This window comes from Shinella sp. 20P9.1.1 (genome assembly GCF_057798995.1).
The window spans coordinates 348,876-374,151 of sequence record NZ_JBYOLC010000003.1 but is presented as its reverse complement, the minus strand read 5'-3'; the positions used below and the strand labels follow the sequence as shown (position 1 = coordinate 374,151).

The window sequence follows — 25,276 nt, the reverse complement described above, 5'->3', positions numbered from 1 at the left end:
CGTTCCGGTGGTTTGGCCTTTGCCGCTGCGCACCTTGGCTTGGGGCCGAAACCGGCCGTTGCGGCGCCCCGCGACAACGGAGCATCCTTCGGGCGACATATAGAAACTTGCCGCACCGAGAGCAAGAGAAGGCCGGAAACCTCGTCTTTCCGGCCACGCACGGAATTGCCCTTCCGGTCCGCAGAAAGGGCAAATCTCAGCGCAAGGGGAAATCAGATGAGACGCAGGCGCAACGCGATCGCGATCGACTGCATGCGGTTGACCGCCTGCAGCTTGCGGGTCGCGCTCTTGAAATAGCTACTCACCGTATAGACCGAAATACCCAGGATAATGGCGATCTCGTCGCTGCTCTTGCCCGCCGCTGCCCAGCGCAGGCATTCGACCTCGCGGCTGGAGAGCTTTTCCCGACCGGCCGTGACCGAGACGAAGGTCTTTTCGAGGCACTCGAACAGTTGCAACGCAGTGAAATGCAGTTCCGTCAACTCGGCGCGGGCAAGCGGCGCGCGTGTGCCGGAAAACACCATCAGATAGGGATCGCCAGTCGTGGAATGCAGAAGGAAGGCGGTGGATGATGTCAGGCCGTGGCTGTCGGCAAGCGCGATTGCGCTTCCGGCCTGGGTGTTTTCCCAATCGGACGGTGCAAGGAGCGTGCTGTCGCCCTGGATCGGCAGCTTCGTCATGCCGGCTTCGATAGCGAGCCGGCTGATATGGAACAGCGTCATCGCATCATATTTGCGCACGAGGTCGGCCGGCCAGTTGCTGACGAGCAGGCGCTCGGCAAAACGCTGCTGCTCATTGGCCGGGAAGCGCGCCACCAGGAAATGGCTGAACCGGAAGTGATTTGCGCATTGGCGCATCAGGTGCAGCACTTCATATTCGGTCTGCACGGTTTCCAAATTCGCCGTGGACAAAAACTCGGGCGGCCAGCCCTGCTGCAGGAGCCTGTTGTCTGGATCTCTCATTTTCCGTTTCCAACCGCCGGCGCGCCGCGCCGGGCTCGTGTGCATTCTCGGTCCGGAAAAATCTTGGAGCATCCCTGGTCAGGCAGCGTTAAAAAACGCCACGGCCGCCGTATTCCCAAAGGAAACAGCGCGCGGAAGGAATTCATGTGGATGCTTCCAGGGAGCTCCGGTGGCACCGATCCGATACCGCCCCCTTAAATTTGGGGGCGTATTAGCAGCATTTGAATAAAATAGAAATGAAATATTTGCATGGCTCCCATGCGGCGGCCGTAAACGGGCCTCTTCCCCAACGTAGCGGAAACCAGTGCCTCGCGAGGCGAGCGCCAAGTGCGAAGCCGCTCAAAAGATTAGAAAATTGTTAGTGTGCGCTTAGGCAAATCTTAAATGTGGCGGGCTAGAGTTCCCGCATATGGTCTTGAGTTTATGTAGAGAGTCCAATGACCGAATTGATACGACCCCGCGTTAAATACGTCATCGGCCCCGATGGCAGCCCCCTGACGATCGCCGATTTGCCGCCAGCCAACACGCGGCGCTGGGTGATTCGCCGGAAGGCAGAAGTCGTCGCCGCCGTGCGTGGCGGGCTTTTGAGTCTCGAAGAAGCCTGTGAACGGTATACACTCACGGTCGAAGAATTCCTGTCCTGGCAGTCCTCCATCAACGATCACGGCCTTGCCGGCCTGCGCACCACGCGCATCCAGCAGTATCGCCACTAGCCCCGTTTTGGATCAAGACCCAAGCGGCCGCGTTTAACGCGGCCGCTGTTTTGTTGCGACTTGCGGCTCAATGCGGCCTGAGTTTCATCTGCAGAAGACCCGTCATGATCGCCGACGCTGCATAGAACCAGAGGCCGGGCTGCGTGAAGGCGGAGGCCATGCCGCTCGTCTTGGCGGCCACGATGACCAGCGCCACCAGCATCACATCCATCATCGACCATTTTCCGAGCACCGGCAGCAGCCGGGCAAGCCAATTCGCCTTGCCGCCGCCCACCTCCGCGGGTGCGGTCGCCTCCAGCGCCATGCCGAAAAGCTTGACGACCGGAAAGACGACGGAAAACAGTGCGACGAGCACGGCAAGCCCGCCGCTCCCCTGCCCCCAGAGCGAGGCGACGATGTCGATCAACGACGGCGTCTCATCGAAGAAATAGAGTTTTTCGAAGCGGACGAGCGGTAGGACGAGACCGAAGGCGAGGCAGAGGCTGGAAAGAACCAGAAGGGCTGGAGTGACGAAGATCATAGGGCGGTTCGCGTTTGAGATCGCCTTGCATAGCACCCGTTTCGGCTCGATGCAGCACGGACTGTTCACATCCTCCTGACTTGCCGGATCGGATCGAACGGGAAAGGATGGCACAGACACCCCATCAGCGAGGAGCAGACCATGGATATCCGGCACGAAGACAACGGCTCGAAGGGCCGCTATTCCGTCACCGTCGAAGGCCACGAGGCGGAAGTGACCTATTCCCGTGCCTCGGCGCAGCTGATCATCGTCGACCATACCGGCGTGCCGGATGCGCTGCGTGGCAAGGGTGTCGGCCAAGCGCTGGCGGCGCACGCAGTTGAAGAGGCGCGCAAGGGCGGCTGGAAGATCATGCCGCTTTGCCCGTTCTTCAAGGCACAGGCGCTGCGCCATAAGGACTGGGCCGACGTCGTGAACCTTTAAGCAAACGCGAAGAGCCCTCGTGAGCGGTCTTGCGGCCGCTCGCGAGGGTTCTTCAGAACCGAAACGGGATCAGGCGCGAAGCCGGACCGCGTTGTCGCGCTCTTCCAGCGCCGAAGCCTTGGCGAACTCCGCCTCGGCCTCTTCCAGCGCAAGCTCCGCAGCATCCTGCTGCACCTTCAGTTCCCGGATCGAGACCTGCAGGTTGTCAGAGCGCTGCCGCGCCGCCTTGGCGAAGGTGGGGTAAGCGAAGTGACTGGGATCGGTAATCCCGGATTTCTTCTCTTCGATAGCGATCTGGCTTTCCAGCTCCTTCGACATCCGTTCGAATTCGGACATCATGAGCTGCAATTGAGACAGCTGCCGTCTTTTGTCTTTCACCTGAAATTCCTTCAGGCGAACTAGGCTCTCACGCGACTTCATACGCAATACTCCCGTGGATAGCGAGACCCCGGCATAAAGGCTGGCGGCCGCCGAACACGATGGCGAACGCTTAACCCGGCATTTCCAAATCAGTTTCAAAACGTGGCTCTCACCACCCATTGAAGCCGGTATTTCCACCCGTGACCCGACAAAACACGTCGAGCGTTAAAAAAAACCTAGCGAGAATTAATGAATCCCTACCGCTGGTAACCTTTCGTTTACGGGCATCGTTAATCATAGGTCCGATGATTTAAGGCTCAGTAAATGCGGTTCGCGAAAAACAAGGTGGTTCGCATTGATGAGTCTAAAGAGTCGGTTAGCGTTGTTTCTTAACGAGAAAAATTAAGAGACACATTTCCGATTCACATTAGAAATCAGGAGTCTGCCTAAAATAATTAACAGATCGATACACCTTGCCAAAGTGAATCAGGATTTGTTAACCATTTCGTGGCAGCCTCCAAATCAGGCAACGACTGGATCCGTATCGCGTAGGGGGCCAGGTACCTTGAGCGGCGGAAAAGGGGACAGATATGCGGGTTCTACTCATTGAGGACGATAGCGCGACAGCGCAGAGCATCGAACTGATGCTGAAGTCCGAAAGCTTTAATGTGTATACCACCGACCTCGGCGAGGAAGGTGTCGATCTGGGCAAGTTGTATGATTATGATATCATCCTGCTCGATCTCAATCTGCCCGACATGTCGGGTTATGAAGTTCTGCGCACGCTGCGCCTGTCCAAGGTCAAGACACCGATCCTGATTCTGTCGGGCATGGCCGGCATCGAGGACAAGGTGCGCGGCCTCGGCTTCGGTGCCGACGACTATATGACGAAGCCGTTCCACAAGGACGAGCTCGTCGCCCGCATCCACGCCATCGTACGCCGTTCCAAGGGCCATGCCCAGTCGGTCATCTCGACGGGCGAGCTCATCGTCAACCTCGACGCCAAGACGGTCGAAGTCGGCGGCCAGCGCGTGCACCTGACGGGCAAGGAATACCAGATGCTCGAGCTGCTCTCGCTGCGCAAGGGCACGACGCTCACCAAGGAAATGTTCCTCAACCACCTCTATGGCGGCATGGACGAGCCGGAACTGAAGATCATCGACGTCTTCATCTGCAAGCTGCGCAAGAAGCTCGCAAACGCCGCCGGCGGCGCCAACTACATCGAGACGGTCTGGGGCCGCGGCTACGTGCTGCGCGAGCCCGATGGCGACTACGCCGAAAGCGCCTGACGGCCCGCCCTCCCCGCACAAGAATTCGACCCGCCGCTTGCCGGCGGGTTTTTCTTTGTCTGGATGAAACGCCACGTCGGAAACACAAAACGCGGCCGGCTCCTACGAGCGGCCGCGTTCGAAAATGGGGCGATTGTCGGCCGCTTAGGCGGCGATCGAGAGATTGCTGAAGACCTGGGTCAGGATCTTGCGGTCGAACGGCTTCAGGAGAAAATCGTCCGCGCCGGCGCGCTTGCCCATCATCATCTTCTTCAGGTCCGCCTCGACCACGCAATAATAGATGCGCACCGACTTGCCCTGCGGCAGGTTGCGGATATTGCCGATCAGTTCGAGCGCACCGTCCATGGTGGCGTCGACGATCAGGATGTTGGGAAGCTCGGCCTCGCAGCGTACCAGCGCTTCGAGCGAGCTTGAGGCTTCCAGCACGAGGAAATTGAAACCGGAAAGAATACGCTTGCCGACCTTGCGGACGACATCGGAACCGTCGGCGATCATCAACCGCTGCATTAGCTGCTCCTAAGGTCTCCCGCTCGTTAAGCGGGAACAGTACAGGAAGCGATACTACCGCCCACTGGCAAACAAAGCGTTAGCGGCCATGGTTAACACCAGGCCGCTTTCGCATCATTCGGCGGCCGCGGCCATGCGCGCACTGAAGACGATTTCTTCCGGGCTTGCCGCGACATCGAGCTCCATACCGGCTTCGTCGGCCAAAAGCACCGTGTAGTAGGGCTGGATGGAATGGGCATCGACCGACTCTTCCGGCGTGCCGGAGAGGATTTCGGTAAACTTCGGCGGAACGCGCAGCATGCGGCCCTTCACGGCGAGCTTGAAGACCGCGTCGAATTCCGGGTTTTCCAGCGTCACGTCAACCGAACCGCCGCGCGGAATGGCGCCGTAAGCGACGAGGAACAGGTTGAGCAGCAGCTTCACCCGGTTCTTCGGGATGATGGCGCGCGGGCCGTTCCAGGTGATCTCGGTCTTCTTTTCGGCGGCGGCGAAATCGCGCGCGGCCTTTTCGGCCTCGCCGGTATCGATCGACGCGCCGACTGAGCCGGAGGCACCGAAGGCAAGGCGTGCGAATTTGAGACGCACGGACGCGTTCAGCGCGCTGGTGCGGATGAGATCCATCGCCTCGGCATCGGCACCGCCCTCGTCGAGCAGCTCGAGACCGTTGTTGATCGCGCCGACCGGCGAGATGACGTCATGGCAGACGCGGCTGCACAAAAGTGCTGCCAGATCGGGACCTGTCAGCGTGAGGTTCGGATTTTTCGCCATAAATTTCTCCTGGATCCACGCATTTTTCATCGCGGGACGCCGTGTGAAGGCGCACGCGGGACCATTCCGCGCGACGCATAGCACGCCATGATTGCGCGAGGCGTGCTCGATTTGAATCCAGCCATAATGACACCACATTTGGTAAACCGATTGTTAAGACCATAAGATCAAATTGCAGCATGGAACGGGGCCGAGACATCAAGGAAGGCAAACGGGACATGGCTGTTACAAATCTGGTCACGACGGCATTCAGGCTCGCAATCGCGGCTTTTGTGGCGTTGCTCGTTGCTTTGCCTGCACAGGCACAGCAATCCAGCCAGTATTCGATGCAGGAAATCGTCGATGCCGGCCACGGCTTCTTCGGCGAGACCTCCGGTGGGCTTGCCAAGCTCGTCGAGCGCGCGTTCGAATCCTACGGCCTGCCGAACGGCTATATTCTCGGCCAGGAAGGCTCCGGCGCCTTCGTTGCGGGCCTCACCTATGGCGAAGGCACGCTCAACACCAAGAATGCCGGCCAGCACTCGGTGTTCTGGCAGGGCCCGTCGCTCGGCCTCGACTGGGGCGGCCAGGGCAGCCGCACGATGATGCTGGTTTACAATCTGCCCGACGTGAACGCGCTCTACGACCGCTTCGGCGGCGTCTCGGGCTCCGCCTATGTCATCGCGGGCCTCGGCATGCAGGTGAACGTCAACCGCGATATCGTGCTCGTGCCGATCCGCACCGGCGTCGGCGCCCGCATCGGCATCAATGCAGGCTATCTCAAGCTGACCCGCCAGCCGACCTGGAACCCCTTCTGATATCCTCCTTCCGAATGAACCGAGCGGCTCGGCCGTCTGGTTAACCGAGAGTTGATTTCGCGGGAACGACCCCTCCCGCAAATCCGGGCAAGCCGCTATAGTGCCCCTGCCCGACATCCCGTTTGGACCCGCCGCGTTGGATTGGGACCCGTTTTGAAGCGAGTTGATCCGTGATCGAGTATGCCCTCCTCTTCGCGCTTGGCTTTCTCGCCGCCACGCTGACCGGACTGCTCATCGCGCCGGCAATCCAGAAACGCATCGTCAAGTTCACCGAAGCCCGCATGAAGGCCACCATGCCGCTCAGCCCTCAGGAAGTGCGCGCGCAGAAGGACATGGCCCGCGCCGCCTTTGCCGCCGAAAACGCGCGGCTTTCCCAGAGCGTGCGCCGCGAGCGCGAAAGGCACACGTTGGAAATGGTGCGCAACGAAAAGCTGCTCGCCCAGGCCACCGCCATCGGCACGGAAAATGCCGAACTGCATGCACAGATCGCCGACATGAACATTGAGGCCGGCGACATGCGCTCGGCCTTTCGTCGCGAAGAGATGAAGGGCGAGCAGCTGAAGGCCGCACTGGCCGGCGCCGACCGCGAGGTGCGCAGCCGCCTGACCGCGATCGACAAGCTCAACACCACCATCACCCATCTGCAGTCCGATATCGACGCGATGAAGATCGACATTGCGACGCAGGAGACCACGATGGAGAACCTGAAGAGCCGCATCGGCAACCTGAAGGACGAGCGCGACAAGGCGCGCGAGGACCTGAAGACGGCCAGCGAAAAGGCGAAATCGCTGGAGCTGCGCCTCGGCCGCGAGGAAGGCCGCGTGCGCCAGCTCGAGACACGGCTGACGCGCGAACTCGCCGGCGCCGCCGACAAGGATAATGCAATCGAACGACGCATCGCGGAAATCACCCGCCTGCGCGACAAGGTGAAGACGTTGACCGCCGAAAACAAGGAGGTCGCCAAAGCGGCCCGCACCGCCGGCATTACCCGTGCCCTGACACCGGGCAGGATTGCCCCGCGCCGCACAGAGAAGGCGGTGCCGCCCATCGACATCGTCGCGCTGGAAGAAGACGTGCGCAGCCAGGGCACGGCCCTTTCCGAGCGGCTGCTGGCCGCCAAGGTGGGCGACAACGATACGGCCCTGCGCGAAGAGATGGCCGATCTCGCCAGCAAGATGATCGTGCTGACCGCCGCGCGCGAAGGCGCAAGCTCGCCGGTGCATGATCTCATCGCGGCGCTCGATCCCAGCCTTGATGGCGACGACCGCAGCCTTGCCCAGCGGGTGCGTGAGCAGATCGGCCGAGACGAGGCCTAAACCTAGAGCATTTCCGGTGAACTCTGGTACACCGGAAATGCTCTAGGATTTTGTTTTTAACGCATTGTCCGACGCCGAAGCGAACTCGCTTCGGCTGGAAATGCTCTAGGGGAGCACGATATGAAGACCCTCATCCTTGCCCTCGTGCTCAGCCTGACCGGCGCAAACGCGCCTTCTCCGAAACAGGAGGTCACCGCCGCCGGCCAATATTGCGGTCGGCTCTGGAGCAACGGCGCCCTGGTCCAGACCAACACCTAATTCAAGACGGAAAGCGACGGAAGGCTGACCGGCACCTACGAGTTCGCCGATGTCGGCACAATGACCTCGGGCACGCTCAACGAGCCCGCCCCCGTCACCGGTCTCGACCATACGCTGGACTGGCAGGACAAATACGGCAGCGGCAAACTCACCCTCACCTTCAAGCCCGATTACAGCGGCTTTACCGGAAAATGGCGGGACCAGTCCGGCTCGCCGAACGAATTGTGGGATGGTGTGCGCTGCTGAGCGGCGTCAGTCGACCCGGCCCATCGCCAGCGCGATCTGATAGAGCGCAATCCCGCTGGCCGTCGCGACATTGAGACTGTCGAGACCGGGACGCTGTGGGATGCGCGCCGTGCGGAACCGGGAAAGGATGCTCTGCGGCAACCCCTCGCCTTCCGTGCCGAGCACCAAAGCGATACGCCGCGCCGCCGGAATGGCCGCGACCGAAACTGCACCGCGCGGCGAAAGCCCCCAGATCTCGAAACCCTCGGCCGCCAGCCCCTCCAGCATCGCCTGGGCGCCGAGGCCGCGCGAAAACGGCACGCTCAGCACCGAGCCGACGGAAACCCGGATCGCCTTGCGATAGAGCGGATCGCAGGAGGTTTCGTCGAGGAAGATGGCATCCGCCCCGAAGGCGGCAGCATTGCGGAAGATCGAGCCCACATTGTCATGGTTGGACAGGCCGCAGCCGGCGAGCACCAGGCTCGTTTCCGGCAGCTTGCCGAGAAGCGACACCCCGGCTTCCGCTGCGGGTTTGCGGCCAAGCGCCAGCACGCCGCGATGCATGTTGAAGCCGGCAACGGCATCGAAAACCGACGCCGAGGCCACATAGAGCGGCACCGCGTCGCCAAAGGCGGCGAGAACATCGGCAAGGCCGGCAAAACGGTTTTCCAGGAGCAGGATCGCGTCGCAGGCAAAACCGTTGGCCCTTGCCGGCGCGCTGCCCAGCATGCGCAGCACCACCGTGCCCTCAGCGATGAAGCGGCCGTCGCGACCCGTCAGGTCCCGCTCGCGGATCGAGACGAAGCCCGCGATGCGCGGATCGGCGGGATCGTCGATGCGGACCGGTTCGGCTGCCATTCCCGGTCAGTTGCCCTTGATGTCGATTTCCGCGACGGTGCGGCCGGCGGCGATGTCGAAGACGAACGCCTTGCGCGCGCCATCGGGCATCACGCCGTAGAACAGGATCTGCCCGCCCGAATTCGACACCGCGGACAGCGCAAAACCGTCCGGCAGCGTCGCTGTGGCCTTGACCGGTGCATCGCTCGGCACGGCAAGCCCGCCCGAAGCGGCGGAAAGGGCGGCGTCCGGCTTGCTTTCCCGCGTGTTGATCTTATAGACAATGGCCGCGAGCACCGCCAGGAACATCAGGAACATGATGCCGCCCGAGACGAGCTGTAGACGCATCATCTTGCGGCGCACATTTTCCATCACGGGATCGAGCGGCTTGTCTTCCTGATCGTCGTTTTCGATATTGGACATGGCCAACGCCCTTCCGGCAATGAGTAGATTGAACGATGAACGACCCCTTTAAAGAAGCCGACGCCACAATGAAAGTCCTGACGGTGCCTGAAGACGCCGAAGGGCGGATCGATGCCTGGCTTGCCGCCACGCTTGCCGGCGATTTCTCGCGCAGCCGCATCAAGGCGCTGATCGAAGAAGGGGCTGCCATCGTCAACGGCACGGTCATCGACGAACCGAAGCGCAAGGTGCGCCCCGGCGACGTCATCGAATTCACCATGCCCGCCCCGCGCGATCCCGAGCCGAAGGGCGAGGATATCCCGCTCGACGTGCTCTACGAGGATGACGATGTCATCGTGCTGGTGAAGCCCGCCGGCCTCGTCGTGCATCCCGCCGTCGGCAACTGGACGGGCACGCTCGTCAATGCGCTGATCTACCATTGCGGCGAAAGCCTGTCGGGTATCGGCGGCGTGCGCCGCCCCGGCATCGTGCATCGGCTCGACAAGGAGACGAGCGGCGTCATGGTCGTCGCCAAGAACGACCTCGCCCACCGCCACCTCTCCGACCAGTTCGCCGATCACGGCCGCACCGGCCCGCTGGAGCGCGCCTACCAGGCCATCGTCTGGGGCCGCCCGCGCCAGATCAAGGGCACGATCGACGCACCGCTCGGCCGCGGCAACGACCGCACAAAGCGCGCCGTCAAGAGCGAGGACGCTGACGACGCCCGCGAGGCCATTACCCATTACGAGGTGATCGAGCGCTACGGCGAGACCGAGGACGGAACCAGCCTCGCCTCGCTGGTCGAATGCCACCTCGAAACCGGCCGCACGCACCAGATCCGCGTGCACATGGCCCATATCGGCCACCCCCTGGTGGGCGACTCTGAATACGGTGCCGCCTTCAAGACCAAGGCCAACCGCCTGCCCGAAGGGCCGAAAAGGGTCGTCGACAAGTTCCGCCGGCAGGCGCTGCACGCCTTCCTCTTGCAGTTCGAGCATCCCTCGACCGGCGAGACCATGCGTTTCGAAAGCCCGCCGGCCAAGGATATGGAAAAGCTGATCGAAGCCTTCCGGTCCATCGATGAGCCCGCCGACCCTTGATTTGCCGGCATCCGTCCCCACTTTAGCAGAGTGTCGCAAAATCCGTTTCGCCCTCCCGCCTTCACGCACCCGTGAAGCTTGCGGCGCCTTGAAACATTGTTTCGCCACACCTATCTGTAGGATCAGTGGGGCTGCCATGCCCCACGGGGAGCGTGGTTGCTGACGGGGATCCGGTTTTCAGGATCAAGCTCCGTACCAAGGCTTGCCGAACTGGAAGCCTACTCAGAAAGGGGTGCTGAATGGCCCGCAATACGCTGCCGTCGATTACGGCCGGAGAAGGTGGTCTCAACCGCTATCTCGATGAAATCCGCAAATTTCCAATGCTTGAGCCGCAGCAGGAATACATGCTCGCCAAGCGTTACCAGGAACACGGCGACCGTACCGCCGCCCACGAACTCGTCACCAGCCATCTGCGCCTCGTGGCGAAGATTGCCATGGGCTATCGCGGCTACGGCCTGCCGATCGGCGAAGTCGTTTCCGAGGGCAATGTCGGCCTGATGCAGGCCGTCAAGAAGTTCGACCCGGAACGCGGCTTCCGCCTCGCGACCTATGCCATGTGGTGGATCAAGGCTTCGATCCAGGAATATATCCTGCGCTCGTGGTCGCTGGTGAAGATGGGCACGACCGCCAACCAGAAGCGCCTGTTCTTCAACCTGCGCCGCATGAAAAGCAAGATCCAGGCGATCGACGACGGCGACCTCAAGCCCGACCAGGTCAAGGAAATCGCGACCAAGCTCAAGGTTTCCGAGGATGAAGTCGTCTCGATGAACCGCCGCCTCTCCGGCGACGCCTCGCTGAACGCGCCGATCAAGGCCGGCGAAGGCGAATCCGGCCAGTGGCAGGATTGGCTCGTCGACGACCATGACAGCCAGGAGCAGATGCTGATCGAGCAGGACGAGCTCGACACGCGCCGCGCCATGCTGGCCCGCGCCATGGGTGTGCTGAACGACCGCGAACGCCGCATCTTCGAGGCCCGCCGCCTCGCCGAAGACCCGGTCACGCTGGAAGAACTCTCCTCCGAGTTCGACATCAGCCGCGAGCGCGTCCGCCAGATCGAAGTCCGCGCCTTCGAGAAGGTCCAGGAGGCCGTGCAGAAATTCGCGGCCGAGCAGGCCCGCGCCGTCCGCGTCATCGAAGACGCATAAGCCTCTGTAACGGACTGAAATCGAAAAAGGCCCGGCATCGCTGCCGGGCCTTTTTCGCGTTTCGTTCTATCCCTTACTGCGTGCCGGCCGTCGACCAGGCCTTCATCACCTTGTCGAAGGCTTCGGTGCCGGCGGTGCCCTTGTCGAGGGTGATTAGCGCGCGGCGGCCGTTGCGGTAGGTGATCGGAATGTCGATCCAGCTGCGGGTGCGCAGCAGTTCGGTGTTCTTGGCGATCGCCTCGGGGAAGTCGTTGAGGGCGATCATATGGAAGTCGTCGGTGATCTTCGCCGGCACCGCGATCAGCGCATCGCCACGGTCCTGTTCGGTCCGCTTCATGGCTACGCGCTGCACGCTTTCGATGCCGCCACCTTCGAAGTTTTCCGGCAGCGAGAAGACCAGCTCGACGATGTGGCTCGCCGGCAGGGACTTGTCGGCGTTGCGACGGAAGGTGATGAGCGCGGTCAGGCCCTTGGAGGGCACGTTGACCTGGGCGCGCACGACCGGCTCCGGCTTGGCATCGCCACCGGGCGATTCCTCGGCGCTCGACCATGCGACCGTGCCTTCGATCGCCGTCGGCGCGGTCTGGCCGAGACGCTCCTCATAGAGGAACATCTTCTGCGCAACGCCGATTGCAGCCGGCTGTTCGCCGGTGGCGGCAGGCGTCTGCGTGTCGGTGGTCGCCTCCGTGCCGGTATCGGTGGGCGTCACGGGGGTCTGCGTCGTGCCATCCGTGCCGGTGGCCGGGGTCGCACCATCCGTCGTGCCGGTGGCGGTCGCGCCGGTGCCGGTTTCGGTGGTCGCCTCCGCCGTTTCCGGCGTCTGGGCCGCGACGGACTTGCCCTCTTCGGTCGAAACCCCTTCGGGCGCCGCTGCCGGACCTTCGTCGACCTCAGTACCATCCGTCAGGAGACGCTGGGTGAACTTGCCGCTGCTCTGGTCGGCCGAGGCGACTTCGGTCGCCGGCTTCGTTGCCGCGGCGTCGGTCTGCGTATCCGTCGGGGTCGTGTCGTTGGTCGTCGTGGAGGCCGGCAGGTTGCGGCCGCCCTCGGCGGTCTCGGCCGTGGACGTTTCCTTTGTGGTGGGCGAAGACGCCGTCAGGGACGTGACGCGCTCGTTGACCCAGCCGTTCACCGCATCGCGGTTGAACCAATAGCCGGCACCCGCGCCGCCAGCGACCGCGATGACGCCGATCAGCGCGGCAATGGCGCCGAAATTGATGCGCGACTTGCGCGGCTCGGCCCGGAAGGAGCGCTGTGGCGTGCGTGCTTCGACGGCAGGGGTTTTGGTCGCCGCATCGGTAAGACCAGCCTGCTCCATCGAGGAGGACGCCGTGGCGGCGGCAGCCCCGGCCGCCGGAGTGAAGCCGATGAGATCGTCGAGATCGCCCCATTCGCTCTTCTGCGCGGGCTGCGCCTGCTTGGGCTCTTCGGCTTGTGCCGCCTTCTCTTCCGGCCATTCCCAAGCCATCGGATCGGTACCGGCGGCAGCAGCCGGTTCACGCTTGTCCGCAGGCGTCGTGACCGGGGCGATATCGCTCCAGTCCCACTGCGCTTCGGCGGCGGGCATGCGGGCATCCGCGACGGGTGCGGCGTCCGGCACCTGCTCGTCGTGGACGTGATAGGTTTCTGCGACCGGCTCGACGACGGCGGCAGTCTCGACGGACTGCGCCTCGTCCTGCCGTTCCGCCTCCTGCCAGGAGGGAACGTAGTCGTCCGCCGGCTCGGCCTCGACCTGCCAGGACGGCTCGACGCGCGCCTCTGCGACGGCCGGCTGCTGCTCGGGCTCTGCGACGACAGGCTCTTCCGCCACGGTCTCCGCGACCGGTTCCTGTTCAGGCTCGGGCTCGGGCTCGGGCTCGGGAACCTGTTCCTGTACGACAACGGCTTCAGCCACCGGTTCTTCAACCGGCGGCTCTTCAACCCTGTTTTCTTCTGCGGGCTGCTCGGCGTCGTCAGCCGTCTGCGCGGCCGGCTCTTCCACGACCTCGGTGGCAGGCTCGGCCTCGACGGGCTGATCTTCCGGCTCCTCGACGGCGGCGGGTTCTGCCGCCACCGTTTCCACGGGTTCCGGCTCTGCAGCCTCGACAACAGGCTCCTGGACGATTTCCGGCGCAGGATCGTCGGCGGGCAGCGCCTCGGCGTGCTCGCCTTCGACATCGCCGATCGCCGCCTCGAGCTTGTCGAGCTGGCGCTTCACGAGCTCATCGGAAGGGCGCGGGTTCATGGATTCGAGTTGCCGACGGACGGCGCCGCGGGCCTTCTCGTAAACCTTCTGCCGCATCTCGGCATTGTTGTCCGAGAGGCCATCAACGGCCCTTCGAATGACTGCTACAAAATCCGCCATCAGAACTTTCCGTGGTGTCCGCGCGCTATCCTATTGGAATACGGCACGGAACTGGTGTTAGGCTTGAGATTAGTCCTCAAACGGGTCCGTCACAAGTATGGTGTCGTCCCGCTCCGGGCTGGTCGACAGAAGGGCGACCGGGGCGCCGATCAGCTCTTCGACCTGACGGACATATTTGATCGCCTGGGCCGGCAGGTCCGCCCAGCTGCGCGCGCCGACCGTCGATTCTTTCCAGCCTTCGAGCGTGATGTAAACAGGCTCGACACGCGCCTGCTGGCCCTGGCTGGCCGGCAGGTAGTCGATCTCCTTGCCATCAAGCTTGTAGCCGACGCAGATCTTCAGTTCGTCGAGGCCGTCGAGAACGTCGAGCTTGGTGAGCGCGATACCGGTGATGCCGTTGGTCTTGACCGTCTGGCGCACCAGAACGGCATCGAACCAGCCGCAGCGGCGCGGACGGCCGGTGTTGACGCCGACCTCGCGGCCGACGGTCGCCAGATGTTTGCCGATCTCGTCGTTCAACTCGCAGGGGAACGGGCCTTCGCCGACGCGCGTCGTGTAGGCCTTGGTGATGCCGAGCACATAATTGATCGCCGTCGGGCCGAGGCCCGAACCGGCGGCGGCCTGGCCGGCGACGGTGTTGGACGACGTCACGAAGGGATAGGTGCCGTGGTCGTTGTCGAGCAGCGCGCCCTGTGCACCTTCGAACAGGATGCGCGCGCCGGACCGGCGCTGCTTGTCGAGGAGATCCCAGACCCGGTCGATATAGGGCAGGATGTGGCCGGCGACCGACGTCAGTTCCTCCTCGATCGACTCGACGGAGATTTCGGCGAGGCCCATGCCGCGGCGCAGCGCATTGTGGTGCGTCAGCAGGCGCTCGATCTTCGGGCGCAGCGTTTCGGGCTCGGTGAGGTCGATCACGCGGATCGCGCGTCGGCCGACCTTGTCCTCATAGGCCGGGCCGATGCCGCGGCGGGTGGTGCCGATCTTGGTGCCGCTGGCCGACGCCGCGTCTTCACGAAGCGCATCAAGGTCGCGGTGCAGGGAGAGAATGAGCGGCGCATTGTCCGCGATGCGCAGCACTTCCGGCGTGACGGCGACGCCCTGCGCGCGCAGCTTCTCGACTTCCGCGACGAAATGGTGCGGATCGACGACAACGCCATTGCCGATGACGCTGAGCTTGCCGCGCACGAGGCCGGATGGCAGCAGAGCGAGCTTGTAGCTGATGCCGTTGATGACAAGCGTATGGCCGGCATTGTGGCCGCCCTGGTAGCGAACGATCACTTCGGCCCGTTCCGAAAGCCAGTCGACAATCTTGCCCTTGCCTTCGTCACCCCATTGAGAACCGACAACTACGACACTTGCCATTTCACCTATCCCGTTTTCGCGCGCGAACGCGCTACCGTTTACGCACACATACGCGTGCGCCTGACACAAACCCGCGCATCTATACTGTGTTGTCTTTGGGAATGCGACCCTGTTATGACGGCCCACATCCGCTTTTTAAATGACATTGTCTGCTTTTTCACCTTATCTGGGCCACCCGCCGGCGCACTCTGCCCCTCCTCTTTCTCCATCTGGATCCTGTCTCCTTGAACACGAGAGCCTATTTCTACCTGTGCGTGACCTCGCTTTTCTGGGGTGCCAACTCGGTCGCGGGCAAGATTGCGGTCGGCCATGTCAGCCCCATGGTGCTGACGACCTTCCGCTGGGTCGTGGCACTCACCATCATCCTCGTGCTGATGACGCCGCAGGTGAAACGCGACTGGCCGGTCATCCGCAAACACTGGCTCCAGCTCCTGCTCTACGGCGTCTTCGGCTTCACCGCGTTCAACGCGCTGCTCTACACCGCGCTCGGCTATACCAGCGCCATCAATGCCGTCATCGAGCAGGCCGGCATTCCCATGCTGATCTTCGTCTTCAACTTCCTGCTTTTTCGCATCCAGGCCTCGATCGCTCAAGTCATCGGCTTCACGGTAACGCTCATCGGCGTGCTGGTAACAGCCGCTCATGGCGAATTCTCGGCACTCGCCGAGCTGGAGTTCAATTTCGGCGATGCGCTGATGCTGCTCGCCTGCATCGTCTATGCCGCCTATACGGTCTCGCTGCGCTGGAAGCCGGCCCTGCACTGGCAGAGTTTCATCGCCGCCCCCGCCTTCGGCGCGCTTCTCAGCGCCATTCCGCTGTTCTTCTGGGAGCTGTCGCGCGATGCCGCCATCTTCCCGGATAAGACCGGCTGGATGGTCGTGCTCTATGCCGGCATCTTCCCGTCGCTGCTCTCGCAGGTGCTTTATGTGCGCGGCGTCGAGATGATCGGCGCCAACCGGGCCGGGCTCTTCATCAATGCCATTCCGGTATTCGGCACGCTTCTCTCCGTGCTGCTGATCGGCGAAACCATCCACGGCTTCCACTTCGCCGCCCTCCTCCTCGTGCTTGGCGGCATCGCGATTGCCGAATGGGGCCGCCCGAAGGAAACGAAGGCCTGACATGCGAAAGGCCCGCCGGATGAACCGGCGGGCCTTTCTGTCTCGTCTTGGGAGGGACGAAGGTCAGTCGACGTTGAAGACCAGCGGCTTGATCTGGCGGATCGCCGGATTGGCGCGCAGCTTGTTCAGCACGTCTTCCGAGACGGCGGCATCGACATAGAGCAGCGCGATAGCGTCGCCACCCTGCTTGTCGCGGCCAAGCTGGAAGTTGGCGATATTCACGCCGGCCTCGCCGAGCGTCGTGCCGATGAAGCCGATCATGCCGGGAACGTCGGTGTTGGTGATATAGACCATGTGGTTGCCGACGTCGGCATCGAGGTTGATACCCTTGATCTGGATGAAGCGCGGCTTGCCGTCGGAGAACACCGTGCCGGCGATCGAGCGCGTCTGGTTCTCCGTCTTGACGGTCAGGCGGATGTAGCCGTCGAAGACGCCCGACTTGTCACGCTTCACTTCCGAGAGGATGACGCCCTTTTCCTTGATCATGACCGGGGCCGAGACCATGTTGACGTCGGCGACCTGCGAGCGGATGAGGCCGGCGAGAACGGCACTGGTCAGCGCCTTGGTGTTCATCGAGGCGGTCGCGCCATCGTAGAGGATCTCGATTTCCTTGATCGCGCTTTCCGTGACCTGGCCGACGAAGGCGCCGAGCACGTCCGCAAGGCGGATGAAGGGCTTCAGGATCGGCGCTTCCTCGGCCGTGATCGACGGCATGTTGATGGCGTTGGAGACGGCGCCCTTGACGAGATAGTCCGACATCTGCTCGGCGACCTGCAGGGCGACATTCTCCTGCGCTTCCGTGGTCGAGGCGCCGAGATGCGGCGTGCAGACGACGTTTTCCAGGCCGAAGAGCGGGCTTTCGGTCGCAGGCTCGACTTCGAACACGTCGAAACCGGCACCGGCGACATGGCCGGACTTGATGGCTTCGGCAAGCGCCGCCTCATCGACCAGGCCGCCGCGGGCGCAATTGATGATGCGAACGCCCTTCTTGGTCTTGGCCAGCGCTTCCTTGTTCAGGATGCCGCGGGTCTTGTCGGTCATCGGCACATGCAGCGTGATGAAATCGGCGCGGGCGAGCAGGTCGTCCAGTTCCACCTTTTCGACGCCCATTTCCTGGGCGCGTTCGGCCGAGAGGAAGGGATCGTAGGCGATGACGTGCATGCCGAGACCGATGGCCTTCTTGCAGACGATGCCGCCGATATTGCCGGCACCGATGACGCCGAGCAGCTTGCCGGTGATTTCGACGCCCATGAATTTCGACTTTTCCCACTTGCCGGCCTGGGTGGAGGTGTCGGCGGCGGGCAGCTGGCGGGCGACGGCGAACATCAGCGCGATGGCATGCTCGGCGGTCGTGATCGAATTGCCGAAGGGCGTGTTCATGACGATGATGCCGCGGCGCGAGGCGGCCGGGATATCGACATTGTCGACGCCGATGCCGGCGCGGCCGATGACCTTGAGATTGGTCGCAGCCGCGATCAGCTTTTCCGTCGCCTTGGTGGCGGAGCGGATGGCGAGGCCGTCATAATTGCCGATGATCTCGGCGAGCTTTTCCTTGTCCTTGCCGAGCTTCGGCTGGAAATCGACTTCGACGCCGCGATCGCGGAAAATCTGGACGGCGGTTTCCGACAGTTCGTCGGATACGAGTACGCGAGGTGCCATGAGAGGCCTCCTTCAATGAAACAGGGAAGATGAGATCAAAGGTGGCTTCGCCCGAAGGACGAAGCCGGTCGCGAAAAATCAGGCCGCAGCCTTGGAAAGCGTCGCCTTCTGGGTCTCGAAGGCCCAGGTCAACCAGGGCATCAGCGCTTCCAGATCGGCGGTGTCGATGGTGGCGCCGGCCCAGATGCGCAGACCCGAGGGGGCATCGCGGTAGGCGCCGATGTCATAGGCGACACCCTGCTTGTCGAGAAGGGACACGAGGCCCTTGGCGAAAGCAGCCTGGGCGTCGGCATCGAGCGCCAGCACTTGCTTGTCGGCAATCGTCAGGCACACCGAAGTGTTCGAGCGGGTCGCCGGGTCCTTGGCAAGGTTGGCGATCCAGTCGTTGTTTTCGATGAAATCGAAGATGACCTTGGCATTGGCATCGGCGCGGGCCATCAGACCCTTGAGGCCACCGACCTGCTGCGCCCAGAGCAGCGCATCGATATAGTCCTCGACGCAGAGCATGGAGGGCGTGTTGATCGTCTCGCCCTGGAAGATACCCTCGATGATCTTGCCGCCCTTGGTCATGCGGAAGATCTTCGGCATCGGCCAGGAAGGCGTATAGCTTTCCAGACGCTCGACGGCACGCGGCGACAGGATGATGACGCCATGCGCGCCCTCGCCGCCCAGAACCTTCTGCCAGGAGAAGGTGACGACATCGAGCTTGGCGAAATCGAGGTTCTGGGCAAACGCAGCCGAGGTCGCATCGCAGATCGTCAGGCCCTTGCGATCGGCAGGGATGAAATCGGCATTGGCGACGCGCACGCCCGAGGTCGTGCCGTTCCAGGTGAAGACCACGTCACGGTCGAAATCAATCGTGGAAAGGTCGGGGAGAAGGCCGTAATCGGCGGTGATCTTTCTGACGTCGGGGAGCTTCAGCTCCTTGACGACATCCGATACCCAGCCCGAACCGAAGCTTTCCCAGGCAACCATGTCGACGCCGCGCGGGCCGAGCAGCGACCACAGCGCCATTTCGACGGCGCCGGTATCCGAAGCAGGCACGATGCCGATGCGGTAATCCGCCGGGACTTCGAGGACTTCACGGGTGAGATCGATGGCCTGCTTGAGCTTGGTCTTGCCGATCTTGGCGCGGTGCGAACGGCCGAGCGGGGCATCGGAAAGCGCTTCGAGCGACCAGTTGGGGCGCTTCGAGCACGGGCCAGAAGAAAAATGGGTGTTGTTCGGACGCACGTCCGGCGCGGTAACGGTCTTCGTCATGATCGCTATCCTTCCAGATAGATAGCCCTTCGTTGGGGAAGGGTGTCCCGCCGCCGTGAATATGGGAGAGCCGCTTTTCCGTCAAGAGGAATATGTCGCGAACGAAAAATAATCCGGCGCAATGGAAACGGCGCGCCGGTTGCCCGACGCGCCGTTGAACAGATCGAATAACGATAGATTACCAGGTGGTGATGCGGATGCCGGCGCGGATTTCGTGCTTCTGAAAGCCGTCGTCATGGCCCTTCGTGCCGCTCGCACCGAGGCTCTGTTCCGCCGGGCGATATTTGAACATCTTGCCGCCCGCCGTGTCAGAATAGCGGTAGCCGACGTCGAGCTTGATGCGGTTGGTCAGATCCACCGAGGCACCGGCCATCAGCGCATAGGTGAAGCGCCAGCTGTCCTCGCCCTCCGCCTTATCCTTGAGATAGTCCGTGCCCGAGCAGGTGCCCGTGCCGTTTTCGCAATAGGGGTTGAAGGTGGTGTCGTCCCAGCGCACGTAGGTTACGCCCGCGCCCGCACCCAGATAGGGCGTAAAGCCGGCATAGGTGCCGAGATCGATATAGCCGTTGGCCATGATGTTGGTCGCGCTGTAGTCGGCCTCATGGCTGTAGCTGCAGCTCGTTCCCGCCGGCTCGCTCGCGCTGCAACGCCGGGCGACATTCGAGCCGCCACTGAGGGTGCCGTTGAAGAAGTCGGTCGTCAGGTCGGTGCGCAGGAAATTGTTGAACTGGTAGCCGACACCCGCACCGTAGGAGAAGGGCTTGGAGAAGCGCGCGCTGTCAAAGCTCTCCTGCGCGGTCACACCACCGGAGGAGAACGTCTTGTAATCCGGCTTGCCGCCCTTCATCCAGCCGGAATAGCCGAGATCGCCGCGCAGATACCAGCCTTCGGAGACGGCGCTGCCGGATACATCGATCTCCGGCGCATTGATGATATCAAGATCGCTCGCAAACGCGCCCGTTGCCAAAAGGCCGGCGAAAACGGCGATACCAAGCGGTGCGATACGTCGAAACATGGCTTCGATCCCCCTAAGCCCGGACATGCCGGCGGTTGCGGTCGGCCTGGGCGCAAACGAGGACGTTGCTGCCTTATACCGTTGATTAACCATAGCTGTTAAGGAATGAAAAAACGGTTAAGTGCCCGAAGTCAGGGCAATCGAAACGAAACCTCGAAACGCGAAAGGCCGCCCCGAAGGGCGGCCTTGGCTGTCTGTCCCGCGAAGGGATTATTTGTAAACCGGCTGCTCGATCGGGATTTCCGCCGGCGGGATATAGGCCTGCTGGTCGCAACCGTTGAAGGAGTAGCGCAGACCGGCGCGCGCTTCGTGGCTGTAGAAGCCCTTGTCGTAGCCCGGACCGCCGCCCTCGTTGTAGCCGAACATGCCACCCTTGGTGACGTGACGGAAACGGTAGCCCACATCGGCCTTCAGGTTGCAGGTCACGTCGATTGCCGTACCGGCCATGAGGGCGTAGGTAAAGCGCCAGTTCTTCTTGCCGCGGTGAACGAAGGTCGGGTCGCAGTTCGTCGGGTCGCCGTCCTCGCACGAGGTGTTCTTCAGGTTGTCCCAGCGGACATAGGTGCCGCCGATACCGGCACCGACATAGGGCGTGAACACGCCGTAATGGCCGATATCGACATAGGCGTTGGCCAGCAGGCTGAGCGCCGTCAGGGACGCCACGTCGGTGGAGGTGCAGCTCGTCGACACGCCGCAGCTGCCGGAGGTCGAGCCACGGAAACCGGACTTGAACATATAGTCGAGCGTCACGTCCGTACGGAAGTGGTCGTTGATCTGATAACCGACACCGCCGCCGAGCGTGAAGCCGCTCTTGAGGCGCGTGGAGTCGAATTCACGGACGCTGCCGTTCGAGCCCTGGAAATATTTCGCGCCACGGCTCTTGTTATAGGCCCAGCCCATATCGCCGCGCAGATACCAGCCGCCCGTCTCGACGACGGCTTCCTGAACCGGTGCTTCAATGACATCAGGCTGATAGATGTCGGCCGCATAGGCCGACGAGCCCGTCAGCAGGACGGCGACGACGCCACTCAAAACTTTCCTCATGGCCTTGCTCCAATAGGCTTTCAACTTGGCGCGGCCGGTACGCCGGTCCCCAAGTCCCTCGATCAGGACTGGATAATGGAGAGGAAAGGTTAAGGGCCGATTAACTACAAAGATTTACCGTATTCATTAACAAGCGTTCACGGGCTTGGTAAAATTTAAATAAAAGCCACGGCAGCGGCGCCATAATTCCACCGGAAACTTGCGACACAAAGAAAAGGCCGGCGCAAAGCACCGTCCCCTTCAGAAAAATCTGGGTATAGCGAAATCAGGCGGCGCTGCGCACCGAGCCGATGACATTCACCAATTCGTCGACGATACGCTCCACCTGGCCGCGATCGTCGCCTTCGGCCATCACACGGATCAGCGGTTCCGTGCCGGACGGGCGGATCAGCAAACGGCCGTTCTTCGCCAGTTCGCTTTCCGCATCGGCGATCGCCTGGCGCACGGCCGCATCCTCCAGCGGCTTGCCGGCCTTGATACGGACATTCTTCAGCACCTGCGGCACCGGCTCGAAGCGGTTGCAAACTTCGCTCACCGTCTTGCCGCTACGCTTGACGCAGGCGAGCACCTGGAGCGCGGCGACAAGGCCGTCACCCGTCGTGCCAAAATCGGAGAGAACGATATGGCCGGACTGCTCGCCGCCGACATTGTAATCGTGGTTGCGCATGTGTTCGACGACATAGCGGTCGCCGACCTTGGTGCGCTCGAGGCCGAGGCCCTTGTCCGTGAGGAAGCGTTCCAGGCCGAGATTGGACATGACGGTCGCAACGAGGCCGTTGCCGCGCAGGAGACCGTCGGCCGCCCAGCTTTCGGCAATCACCGCCATCAGCTGGTCGCCGTCGATGATCTTGCCGGTCTCGTCGATGATCTGCACACGGTCCGCGTCACCATCGAGCGCGATGCCGATATCGGCCCGCACTTCATGCACCTTGCGCTGCAAGGTCTCGGGATGGGTCGAGCCGCATTCGAGATTGATGTTGAGACCGTCGGGCTCGTTGCCGATCGTCACGACGTCGGCGCCGAGTTCCCAGAGCGCGGCCGGAGCCACGCGATAGGCGGCACCGTTGGCGCAATCGATGGCGACCCGCAGGCCCTGCAGCGTGACGTCACGCGGCAGCGTGCGCTTGGCATGTTCGATATAGCGGTCATGCACGCCGTCGATGCGCTTGGCCCGGCCGATTTCCGCCGAATTGGCGAGCTGGGCCATGAGGTCTTTTTCGAGCAGCTCCTCGATCTCCATCTCGATCTCGTCGGAGAGCTTGTAGCCGTCGGGGCCGAAAAGCTTGATGCCGTTGTCGTAAAACGGGTTGTGCGAGGCCGAGATCATCACGCCGATATCCGCACGCAGCGAACGCGTCAGCATGGCCACCGCCGGCGTCGGGATCGGGCCCAGAACGAAGGCATCGATGCCGGCCGCGGTAAAGCCGGCGACCATGGCGTTTTCCAGCATATAGCCGGAGAGGCGCGTATCTTTGCCGATGACCACGCGATGGCGATGCGCGCCGCGGCGGAAGATGGTGCCGACGGCGATGCCGACGCGCATGGCGAGATCAGGCGTCATGGGGAAGGTGTTGGCTTTCCCCCGGATACCATCCGTGCCGAAATAACGACGTTTCATATGTGCTCCTGAAATCGCCAGTCCTAGCGGCACTCTCTGCTGCGCCCGGCTGCAAGGTGTCTGTGCACCAAGCCTAACGGCGTTATACATCAAGCCGCTAATGGACGAAATACTTTAGATCCGTAACCTGCCTTAACCTAATCGCGCCGGGCGGCGTTTTTTCTTTGCCATAAAAGCGCGGAAATAGCATCTGCCCGCAGATCAGAAATGATTACAGCTCGTTACCAAAGGAAAACGGCCGGAACGTCTTTCCGGCCGTCCTTCAATCCTTGCGGATGATTATTGCGGCTGCGGCTCGAGTCCGCCTTCCGCCTCGCCGCCCTTCTTGTGGCCGGCCTTCGGAACGGCGGAACCACGGCTGGGCGGCGTGTCGTCACCAAGATCGCGCGCCGGCTTCTCGCCGCGGATGAGCGCCTTGATCTCATCGCCCGTCAGCGTTTCGTATTCGAGCAGGCCTTCGGCGAGCGCCACGAACTCGTGGTTCTGCTCGGTGATGATGCGCTTGGCCTCGGAATAGGCCTCGTCGATCAGGCGGCGGATTTCGTTGTCGATCTTCTGCGCGGTGGCTTCCGAGACATTCTTCTGCTGCGCAACCGAATGACCGAGGAAGACCTCCTGCTGGTTTTCGCCATAGGCGACCTGGCCGAGCTGATCGGAGAAGCCCCATTGCGTGACCATGGCGCGGGCAAGCTTCGTCGCCTGCTCGATATCCGAGGAGGCACCGGAGGTGATATTGTCCTTGCCGAAAGTGATTTCTTCGGCAACGCGGCCGCCCATCATGATGGCGAGGCGCGAGACCATCCACTTGTAGCTCATCGAATAGCGGTCGCCCTCGGGAAGCTGCATGACCATGCCGAGCGCACGGCCGCGCGGAATGATCGTCGCCTTGTGCAGCGGATCGGCGAGCGGAACCTTCAGCGCCACGATGGCATGGCCGGCTTCGTGATAGGCGGTGAGCTTCTTTTCCGCCTCGGTCATGGCCGAGGAACGGCGCTCCGCCCCCATCATGATCTTGTCCTTGGCGTCCTCGAATTCCTGCATGGTGACGAGGCGCTTGTTGCGGCGCGCGGCCATCAGGGCAGACTCGTTGACGAGGTTCATGAGATCAGCACCGGAGAAGCCGGGCGTCCCGCGGGCTAGAACCTTGAGATCGACATTCGGCGCCAGCGGCACGTTGCGGACGTGAACCTTGAGGATGCGTTCGCGGCCGACGATATCGGGGTTCGGCACGACGACCTGGCGGTCGAAGCGGCCGGGACGCAAGAGCGCGGGGTCGAGAACGTCGGGGCGGTTGGTCGCGGCGATCAGGATGATGCCTTCATTCGCCTCGAAACCGTCCATTTCGACGAGAAGCTGGTTCAGCGTCTGCTCGCGCTCGTCATTACCGCCGCCAAGACCGGCGCCACGATGACGGCCGACGGCGTCGATTTCGTCGATGAAGATGATGCAAGGGGCGTTCTTCTTGGCCTGCTCGAACATGTCGCGCACGCGGCTGGCACCGACGCCGACGAACATTTCGACGAAGTCCGAACCGGAGATCGTGAAGAACGGCACATTGGCTTCGCCTGCAACGGAGCGTGCGAGCAGCGTCTTACCGGTACCGGGCGGGCCGACGAGCAGCACGCCGCGCGGAATGCGACCGCCGAGCCGCTGGAATTTCTGCGGATCGCGCAGGAATTCGACGATTTCCTCCAGGTCCTGCTTGGCCTCATCGACGCCGGCGACATCGGCGAAGGTGACGCGGCCATGTGCTTCGGTCAGAAGCTTGGCCTTGGACTTGCCAAAGCCCATCGCGCCGCGCGAGCCGCCCTGCATCTGGCGCATGAAGAACAGCCAGACGCCGAGGATCAGCAGCATGGGCAGCAGCGTACCGATATAGCTCAGGAAGCCGGAGGAGCCATCCGTTTCCGGACGAGCGCTGACGACGACATTCTTGGCCTCAAGACGCTGGACGAGCGAGTTGTCGCCCGCCGGCGCATAGGTCTGGAAGGTCGCGCCGGTCTCGACATAGCTGCCGACGATCTTTTCGCCGGTGATCACCACTTCCTTCACCCGGCTCGAGTCGACCTCCTTGAGGAACTGCGAATAGGGGATTTCCCGCGAGCCGGTCTGCGCCGGGCTCGTCTGGAACATGCTGAACAGCGCGATCAGCAGGAGGGCGATGATCGCCCAGAGGGCGAAGTTGCGAAAATTGGGATTCATCGAACGTTCCAGGTACCTTCCCGGCCGAG

General features: G+C 62.4%; 25 protein-coding genes. 10 read left to right on the top strand and 15 right to left on the bottom strand.

The window, feature by feature from the left end; genetic code table 11:
• Window positions 1–212: 212 nt before the first annotated feature.
• Window positions 213–962: a helix-turn-helix transcriptional regulator gene (locus tag AC27VQ_RS07785; protein ID WP_313531545.1), complete on the bottom strand. Its 750-nt coding sequence runs from the start codon at window positions 960–962 to the stop codon at window positions 213–215.
• A 437-nt stretch (window positions 963–1,399) separates the two neighbouring features.
• Between AC27VQ_RS07785 and sciP the strand changes: the two genes are divergently transcribed.
• Window positions 1,400–1,675, top strand: a complete 276-nt coding sequence (sciP, locus tag AC27VQ_RS07780) for a CtrA inhibitor SciP (protein ID WP_007769470.1) — start codon at window positions 1,400–1,402, stop codon at window positions 1,673–1,675.
• A gap of 67 nt (window positions 1,676–1,742) precedes the next feature.
• Here the strand turns inward: sciP and AC27VQ_RS07775 are convergent, their stop codons facing one another.
• Complete coding sequence (locus AC27VQ_RS07775) at window positions 1,743–2,195, bottom strand: paraquat-inducible protein A (protein ID WP_488715813.1); 453 nt, start codon at window positions 2,193–2,195, stop codon at window positions 1,743–1,745.
• Between the two features lie 141 nt (window positions 2,196–2,336).
• On the opposite strand from AC27VQ_RS07775, the gene AC27VQ_RS07770 reads away from it, so the two are divergent.
• Window positions 2,337–2,618: a GNAT family N-acetyltransferase gene (locus tag AC27VQ_RS07770; protein WP_313531541.1), complete on the top strand. Its 282-nt coding sequence runs from the start codon at window positions 2,337–2,339 to the stop codon at window positions 2,616–2,618.
• A gap of 69 nt (window positions 2,619–2,687) precedes the next feature.
• Here the strand turns inward: AC27VQ_RS07770 and AC27VQ_RS07765 are convergent, their stop codons facing one another.
• Window positions 2,688–3,038: a flagellar export protein FliJ gene (locus AC27VQ_RS07765; protein ID WP_244762352.1), complete on the bottom strand. Its 351-nt coding sequence runs from the start codon at window positions 3,036–3,038 to the stop codon at window positions 2,688–2,690.
• A 530-nt stretch (window positions 3,039–3,568) separates the two neighbouring features.
• Between AC27VQ_RS07765 and ctrA the strand changes: the two genes are divergently transcribed.
• A complete protein-coding gene (gene ctrA, locus AC27VQ_RS07760; RefSeq protein ID WP_018327818.1) occupies window positions 3,569–4,267 on the top strand; it encodes a response regulator transcription factor CtrA in 699 nt (232 codons plus the stop codon).
• Between the two features lie 144 nt (window positions 4,268–4,411).
• Here ctrA and AC27VQ_RS07755 read toward each other — a convergent pair whose 3' ends face one another.
• Complete coding sequence (locus tag AC27VQ_RS07755) at window positions 4,412–4,774, bottom strand: response regulator (protein ID WP_298094858.1); 363 nt, start codon at window positions 4,772–4,774, stop codon at window positions 4,412–4,414.
• 114 nt (window positions 4,775–4,888) lie between these two features.
• Complete coding sequence (chpT, locus tag AC27VQ_RS07750) at window positions 4,889–5,542, bottom strand: histidine phosphotransferase ChpT (RefSeq protein ID WP_313531536.1); 654 nt, start codon at window positions 5,540–5,542, stop codon at window positions 4,889–4,891.
• A gap of 218 nt (window positions 5,543–5,760) precedes the next feature.
• Here chpT and AC27VQ_RS07745 point away from each other — a divergent pair, with 218 nt between their 5' ends.
• From AC27VQ_RS07745 to AC27VQ_RS07730, 4 genes are all read left to right on the top strand, one after another.
• On the top strand, window positions 5,761–6,339 hold the full coding sequence (locus AC27VQ_RS07745) for a DUF1134 domain-containing protein (RefSeq protein WP_313531534.1): 579 nt from the start codon (window positions 5,761–5,763) through the stop codon (window positions 6,337–6,339).
• A gap of 170 nt (window positions 6,340–6,509) precedes the next feature.
• Window positions 6,510–7,655: a hypothetical protein gene (locus AC27VQ_RS07740; RefSeq protein ID WP_488715812.1), complete on the top strand. Its 1,146-nt coding sequence runs from the start codon at window positions 6,510–6,512 to the stop codon at window positions 7,653–7,655.
• Between the two features lie 120 nt (window positions 7,656–7,775).
• Window positions 7,776–7,913: a hypothetical protein gene (locus AC27VQ_RS07735; RefSeq protein WP_488715811.1), complete on the top strand. Its 138-nt coding sequence runs from the start codon at window positions 7,776–7,778 to the stop codon at window positions 7,911–7,913.
• Between the two features lie 60 nt (window positions 7,914–7,973).
• Window positions 7,974–8,159, top strand: coding sequence for a hypothetical protein (locus AC27VQ_RS07730; protein ID WP_488715810.1), 186 nt, complete (start codon window positions 7,974–7,976; stop codon window positions 8,157–8,159).
• A gap of 6 nt (window positions 8,160–8,165) precedes the next feature.
• On the opposite strand, the gene AC27VQ_RS07725 is transcribed toward AC27VQ_RS07730, so the two are convergent.
• Both AC27VQ_RS07725 and AC27VQ_RS07720 read right to left on the bottom strand, forming a co-directional pair.
• The gene (locus AC27VQ_RS07725) at window positions 8,166–8,996 is read right to left on the bottom strand and encodes a TrmH family RNA methyltransferase (RefSeq protein WP_488715809.1); all 831 of its coding nucleotides are present in this window, start codon (window positions 8,994–8,996) and stop codon (window positions 8,166–8,168) included.
• A 6-nt stretch (window positions 8,997–9,002) separates the two neighbouring features.
• The gene (locus tag AC27VQ_RS07720; RefSeq protein ID WP_313531527.1) at window positions 9,003–9,398 is read right to left on the bottom strand and encodes a hypothetical protein; all 396 of its coding nucleotides are present in this window, start codon (window positions 9,396–9,398) and stop codon (window positions 9,003–9,005) included.
• A gap of 35 nt (window positions 9,399–9,433) precedes the next feature.
• Between AC27VQ_RS07720 and AC27VQ_RS07715 the strand changes: the two genes are divergently transcribed.
• On the top strand, window positions 9,434–10,477 hold the full coding sequence (locus AC27VQ_RS07715; RefSeq protein WP_488715808.1) for an RluA family pseudouridine synthase: 1,044 nt from the start codon (window positions 9,434–9,436) through the stop codon (window positions 10,475–10,477).
• A 239-nt stretch (window positions 10,478–10,716) separates the two neighbouring features.
• Window positions 10,717–11,622 carry an RNA polymerase sigma factor RpoH gene (gene rpoH, locus AC27VQ_RS07710; protein WP_313531524.1) on the top strand — a complete coding sequence of 302 codons (906 nt, stop codon included), beginning with the start codon at window positions 10,717–10,719 and terminating at the stop codon, window positions 11,620–11,622.
• A gap of 73 nt (window positions 11,623–11,695) precedes the next feature.
• On the opposite strand, the gene AC27VQ_RS07705 is transcribed toward rpoH, so the two are convergent.
• Together AC27VQ_RS07705 and AC27VQ_RS07700 are read right to left on the bottom strand one after the other, a co-directional pair.
• A complete protein-coding gene (locus tag AC27VQ_RS07705; protein WP_488715807.1) occupies window positions 11,696–13,966 on the bottom strand; it encodes a hypothetical protein in 2,271 nt (756 codons plus the stop codon).
• A 69-nt stretch (window positions 13,967–14,035) separates the two neighbouring features.
• On the bottom strand, window positions 14,036–15,331 hold the full coding sequence (locus tag AC27VQ_RS07700) for an adenylosuccinate synthase (protein WP_313522068.1): 1,296 nt from the start codon (window positions 15,329–15,331) through the stop codon (window positions 14,036–14,038).
• Window positions 15,332–15,555: 224 nt separating this feature from the next.
• Between AC27VQ_RS07700 and AC27VQ_RS07695 the strand changes: the two genes are divergently transcribed.
• On the top strand, window positions 15,556–16,449 hold the full coding sequence (locus AC27VQ_RS07695; protein ID WP_488715806.1) for a DMT family transporter: 894 nt from the start codon (window positions 15,556–15,558) through the stop codon (window positions 16,447–16,449).
• 63 nt (window positions 16,450–16,512) lie between these two features.
• Here AC27VQ_RS07695 and serA read toward each other — a convergent pair whose 3' ends face one another.
• The 6 genes from serA to ftsH form a co-directional block, all read right to left on the bottom strand.
• Window positions 16,513–18,108, bottom strand: coding sequence for a phosphoglycerate dehydrogenase (serA, locus tag AC27VQ_RS07690; protein ID WP_421589884.1), 1,596 nt, complete (start codon window positions 18,106–18,108; stop codon window positions 16,513–16,515).
• A 78-nt stretch (window positions 18,109–18,186) separates the two neighbouring features.
• A complete protein-coding gene (locus AC27VQ_RS07685) occupies window positions 18,187–19,368 on the bottom strand; it encodes a phosphoserine transaminase (RefSeq protein WP_421589883.1) in 1,182 nt (393 codons plus the stop codon).
• A 178-nt stretch (window positions 19,369–19,546) separates the two neighbouring features.
• Window positions 19,547–20,383, bottom strand: a complete 837-nt coding sequence (locus tag AC27VQ_RS07680; RefSeq protein ID WP_488715805.1) for an outer membrane protein — start codon at window positions 20,381–20,383, stop codon at window positions 19,547–19,549.
• Window positions 20,384–20,593: 210 nt separating this feature from the next.
• On the bottom strand, window positions 20,594–21,427 hold the full coding sequence (locus tag AC27VQ_RS07675) for an outer membrane protein (RefSeq protein WP_421589881.1): 834 nt from the start codon (window positions 21,425–21,427) through the stop codon (window positions 20,594–20,596).
• A 265-nt stretch (window positions 21,428–21,692) separates the two neighbouring features.
• Entirely contained in the window at window positions 21,693–23,045 is a 1,353-nt protein-coding gene (glmM, locus tag AC27VQ_RS07670) for a phosphoglucosamine mutase (RefSeq protein WP_313522057.1), read from the bottom strand.
• Window positions 23,046–23,324: 279 nt separating this feature from the next.
• Window positions 23,325–25,247: an ATP-dependent zinc metalloprotease FtsH gene (gene ftsH, locus AC27VQ_RS07665; protein WP_313522055.1), complete on the bottom strand. Its 1,923-nt coding sequence runs from the start codon at window positions 25,245–25,247 to the stop codon at window positions 23,325–23,327.
• Window positions 25,248–25,276: the final 29 nt, after the last annotated feature.

Coding starts and splice junctions, on each gene's coding strand:
- AC27VQ_RS07785 (WP_313531545.1), bottom strand. CDS start 962: ATGAGAGATCCAGACAACAGGCTCCTGCAGCAGGGCTGGCCGCCCGAG.
- sciP (WP_007769470.1), top strand. CDS start 1,400: ATGACCGAATTGATACGACCCCGCGTTAAATACGTCATCGGCCCCGAT.
- AC27VQ_RS07775 (WP_488715813.1), bottom strand. CDS start 2,195: ATGATCTTCGTCACTCCAGCCCTTCTGGTTCTTTCCAGCCTCTGCCTC.
- AC27VQ_RS07770 (WP_313531541.1), top strand. CDS start 2,337: ATGGATATCCGGCACGAAGACAACGGCTCGAAGGGCCGCTATTCCGTC.
- AC27VQ_RS07765 (WP_244762352.1), bottom strand. CDS start 3,038: ATGAAGTCGCGTGAGAGCCTAGTTCGCCTGAAGGAATTTCAGGTGAAA.
- ctrA (WP_018327818.1), top strand. CDS start 3,569: ATGCGGGTTCTACTCATTGAGGACGATAGCGCGACAGCGCAGAGCATC.
- AC27VQ_RS07755 (WP_298094858.1), bottom strand. CDS start 4,774: ATGCAGCGGTTGATGATCGCCGACGGTTCCGATGTCGTCCGCAAGGTC.
- chpT (WP_313531536.1), bottom strand. CDS start 5,542: ATGGCGAAAAATCCGAACCTCACGCTGACAGGTCCCGATCTGGCAGCA.
- AC27VQ_RS07745 (WP_313531534.1), top strand. CDS start 5,761: ATGGCTGTTACAAATCTGGTCACGACGGCATTCAGGCTCGCAATCGCG.
- AC27VQ_RS07735 (WP_488715811.1), top strand. CDS start 7,776: ATGAAGACCCTCATCCTTGCCCTCGTGCTCAGCCTGACCGGCGCAAAC.
- AC27VQ_RS07730 (WP_488715810.1), top strand. CDS start 7,974: ATGACCTCGGGCACGCTCAACGAGCCCGCCCCCGTCACCGGTCTCGAC.
- AC27VQ_RS07725 (WP_488715809.1), bottom strand. CDS start 8,996: ATGGCAGCCGAACCGGTCCGCATCGACGATCCCGCCGATCCGCGCATC.
- AC27VQ_RS07720 (WP_313531527.1), bottom strand. CDS start 9,398: ATGTCCAATATCGAAAACGACGATCAGGAAGACAAGCCGCTCGATCCC.
- AC27VQ_RS07715 (WP_488715808.1), top strand. CDS start 9,434: ATGAACGACCCCTTTAAAGAAGCCGACGCCACAATGAAAGTCCTGACG.
- rpoH (WP_313531524.1), top strand. CDS start 10,717: ATGGCCCGCAATACGCTGCCGTCGATTACGGCCGGAGAAGGTGGTCTC.
- AC27VQ_RS07705 (WP_488715807.1), bottom strand. CDS start 13,966: ATGGCGGATTTTGTAGCAGTCATTCGAAGGGCCGTTGATGGCCTCTCG.
- AC27VQ_RS07700 (WP_313522068.1), bottom strand. CDS start 15,331: ATGGCAAGTGTCGTAGTTGTCGGTTCTCAATGGGGTGACGAAGGCAAG.
- serA (WP_421589884.1), bottom strand. CDS start 18,108: ATGGCACCTCGCGTACTCGTATCCGACGAACTGTCGGAAACCGCCGTC.
- AC27VQ_RS07685 (WP_421589883.1), bottom strand. CDS start 19,368: ATGACGAAGACCGTTACCGCGCCGGACGTGCGTCCGAACAACACCCAT.
- AC27VQ_RS07680 (WP_488715805.1), bottom strand. CDS start 20,383: ATGTTTCGACGTATCGCACCGCTTGGTATCGCCGTTTTCGCCGGCCTT.
- AC27VQ_RS07675 (WP_421589881.1), bottom strand. CDS start 21,427: ATGAGGAAAGTTTTGAGTGGCGTCGTCGCCGTCCTGCTGACGGGCTCG.
- glmM (WP_313522057.1), bottom strand. CDS start 23,045: ATGAAACGTCGTTATTTCGGCACGGATGGTATCCGGGGGAAAGCCAAC.
- ftsH (WP_313522055.1), bottom strand. CDS start 25,247: ATGAATCCCAATTTTCGCAACTTCGCCCTCTGGGCGATCATCGCCCTC.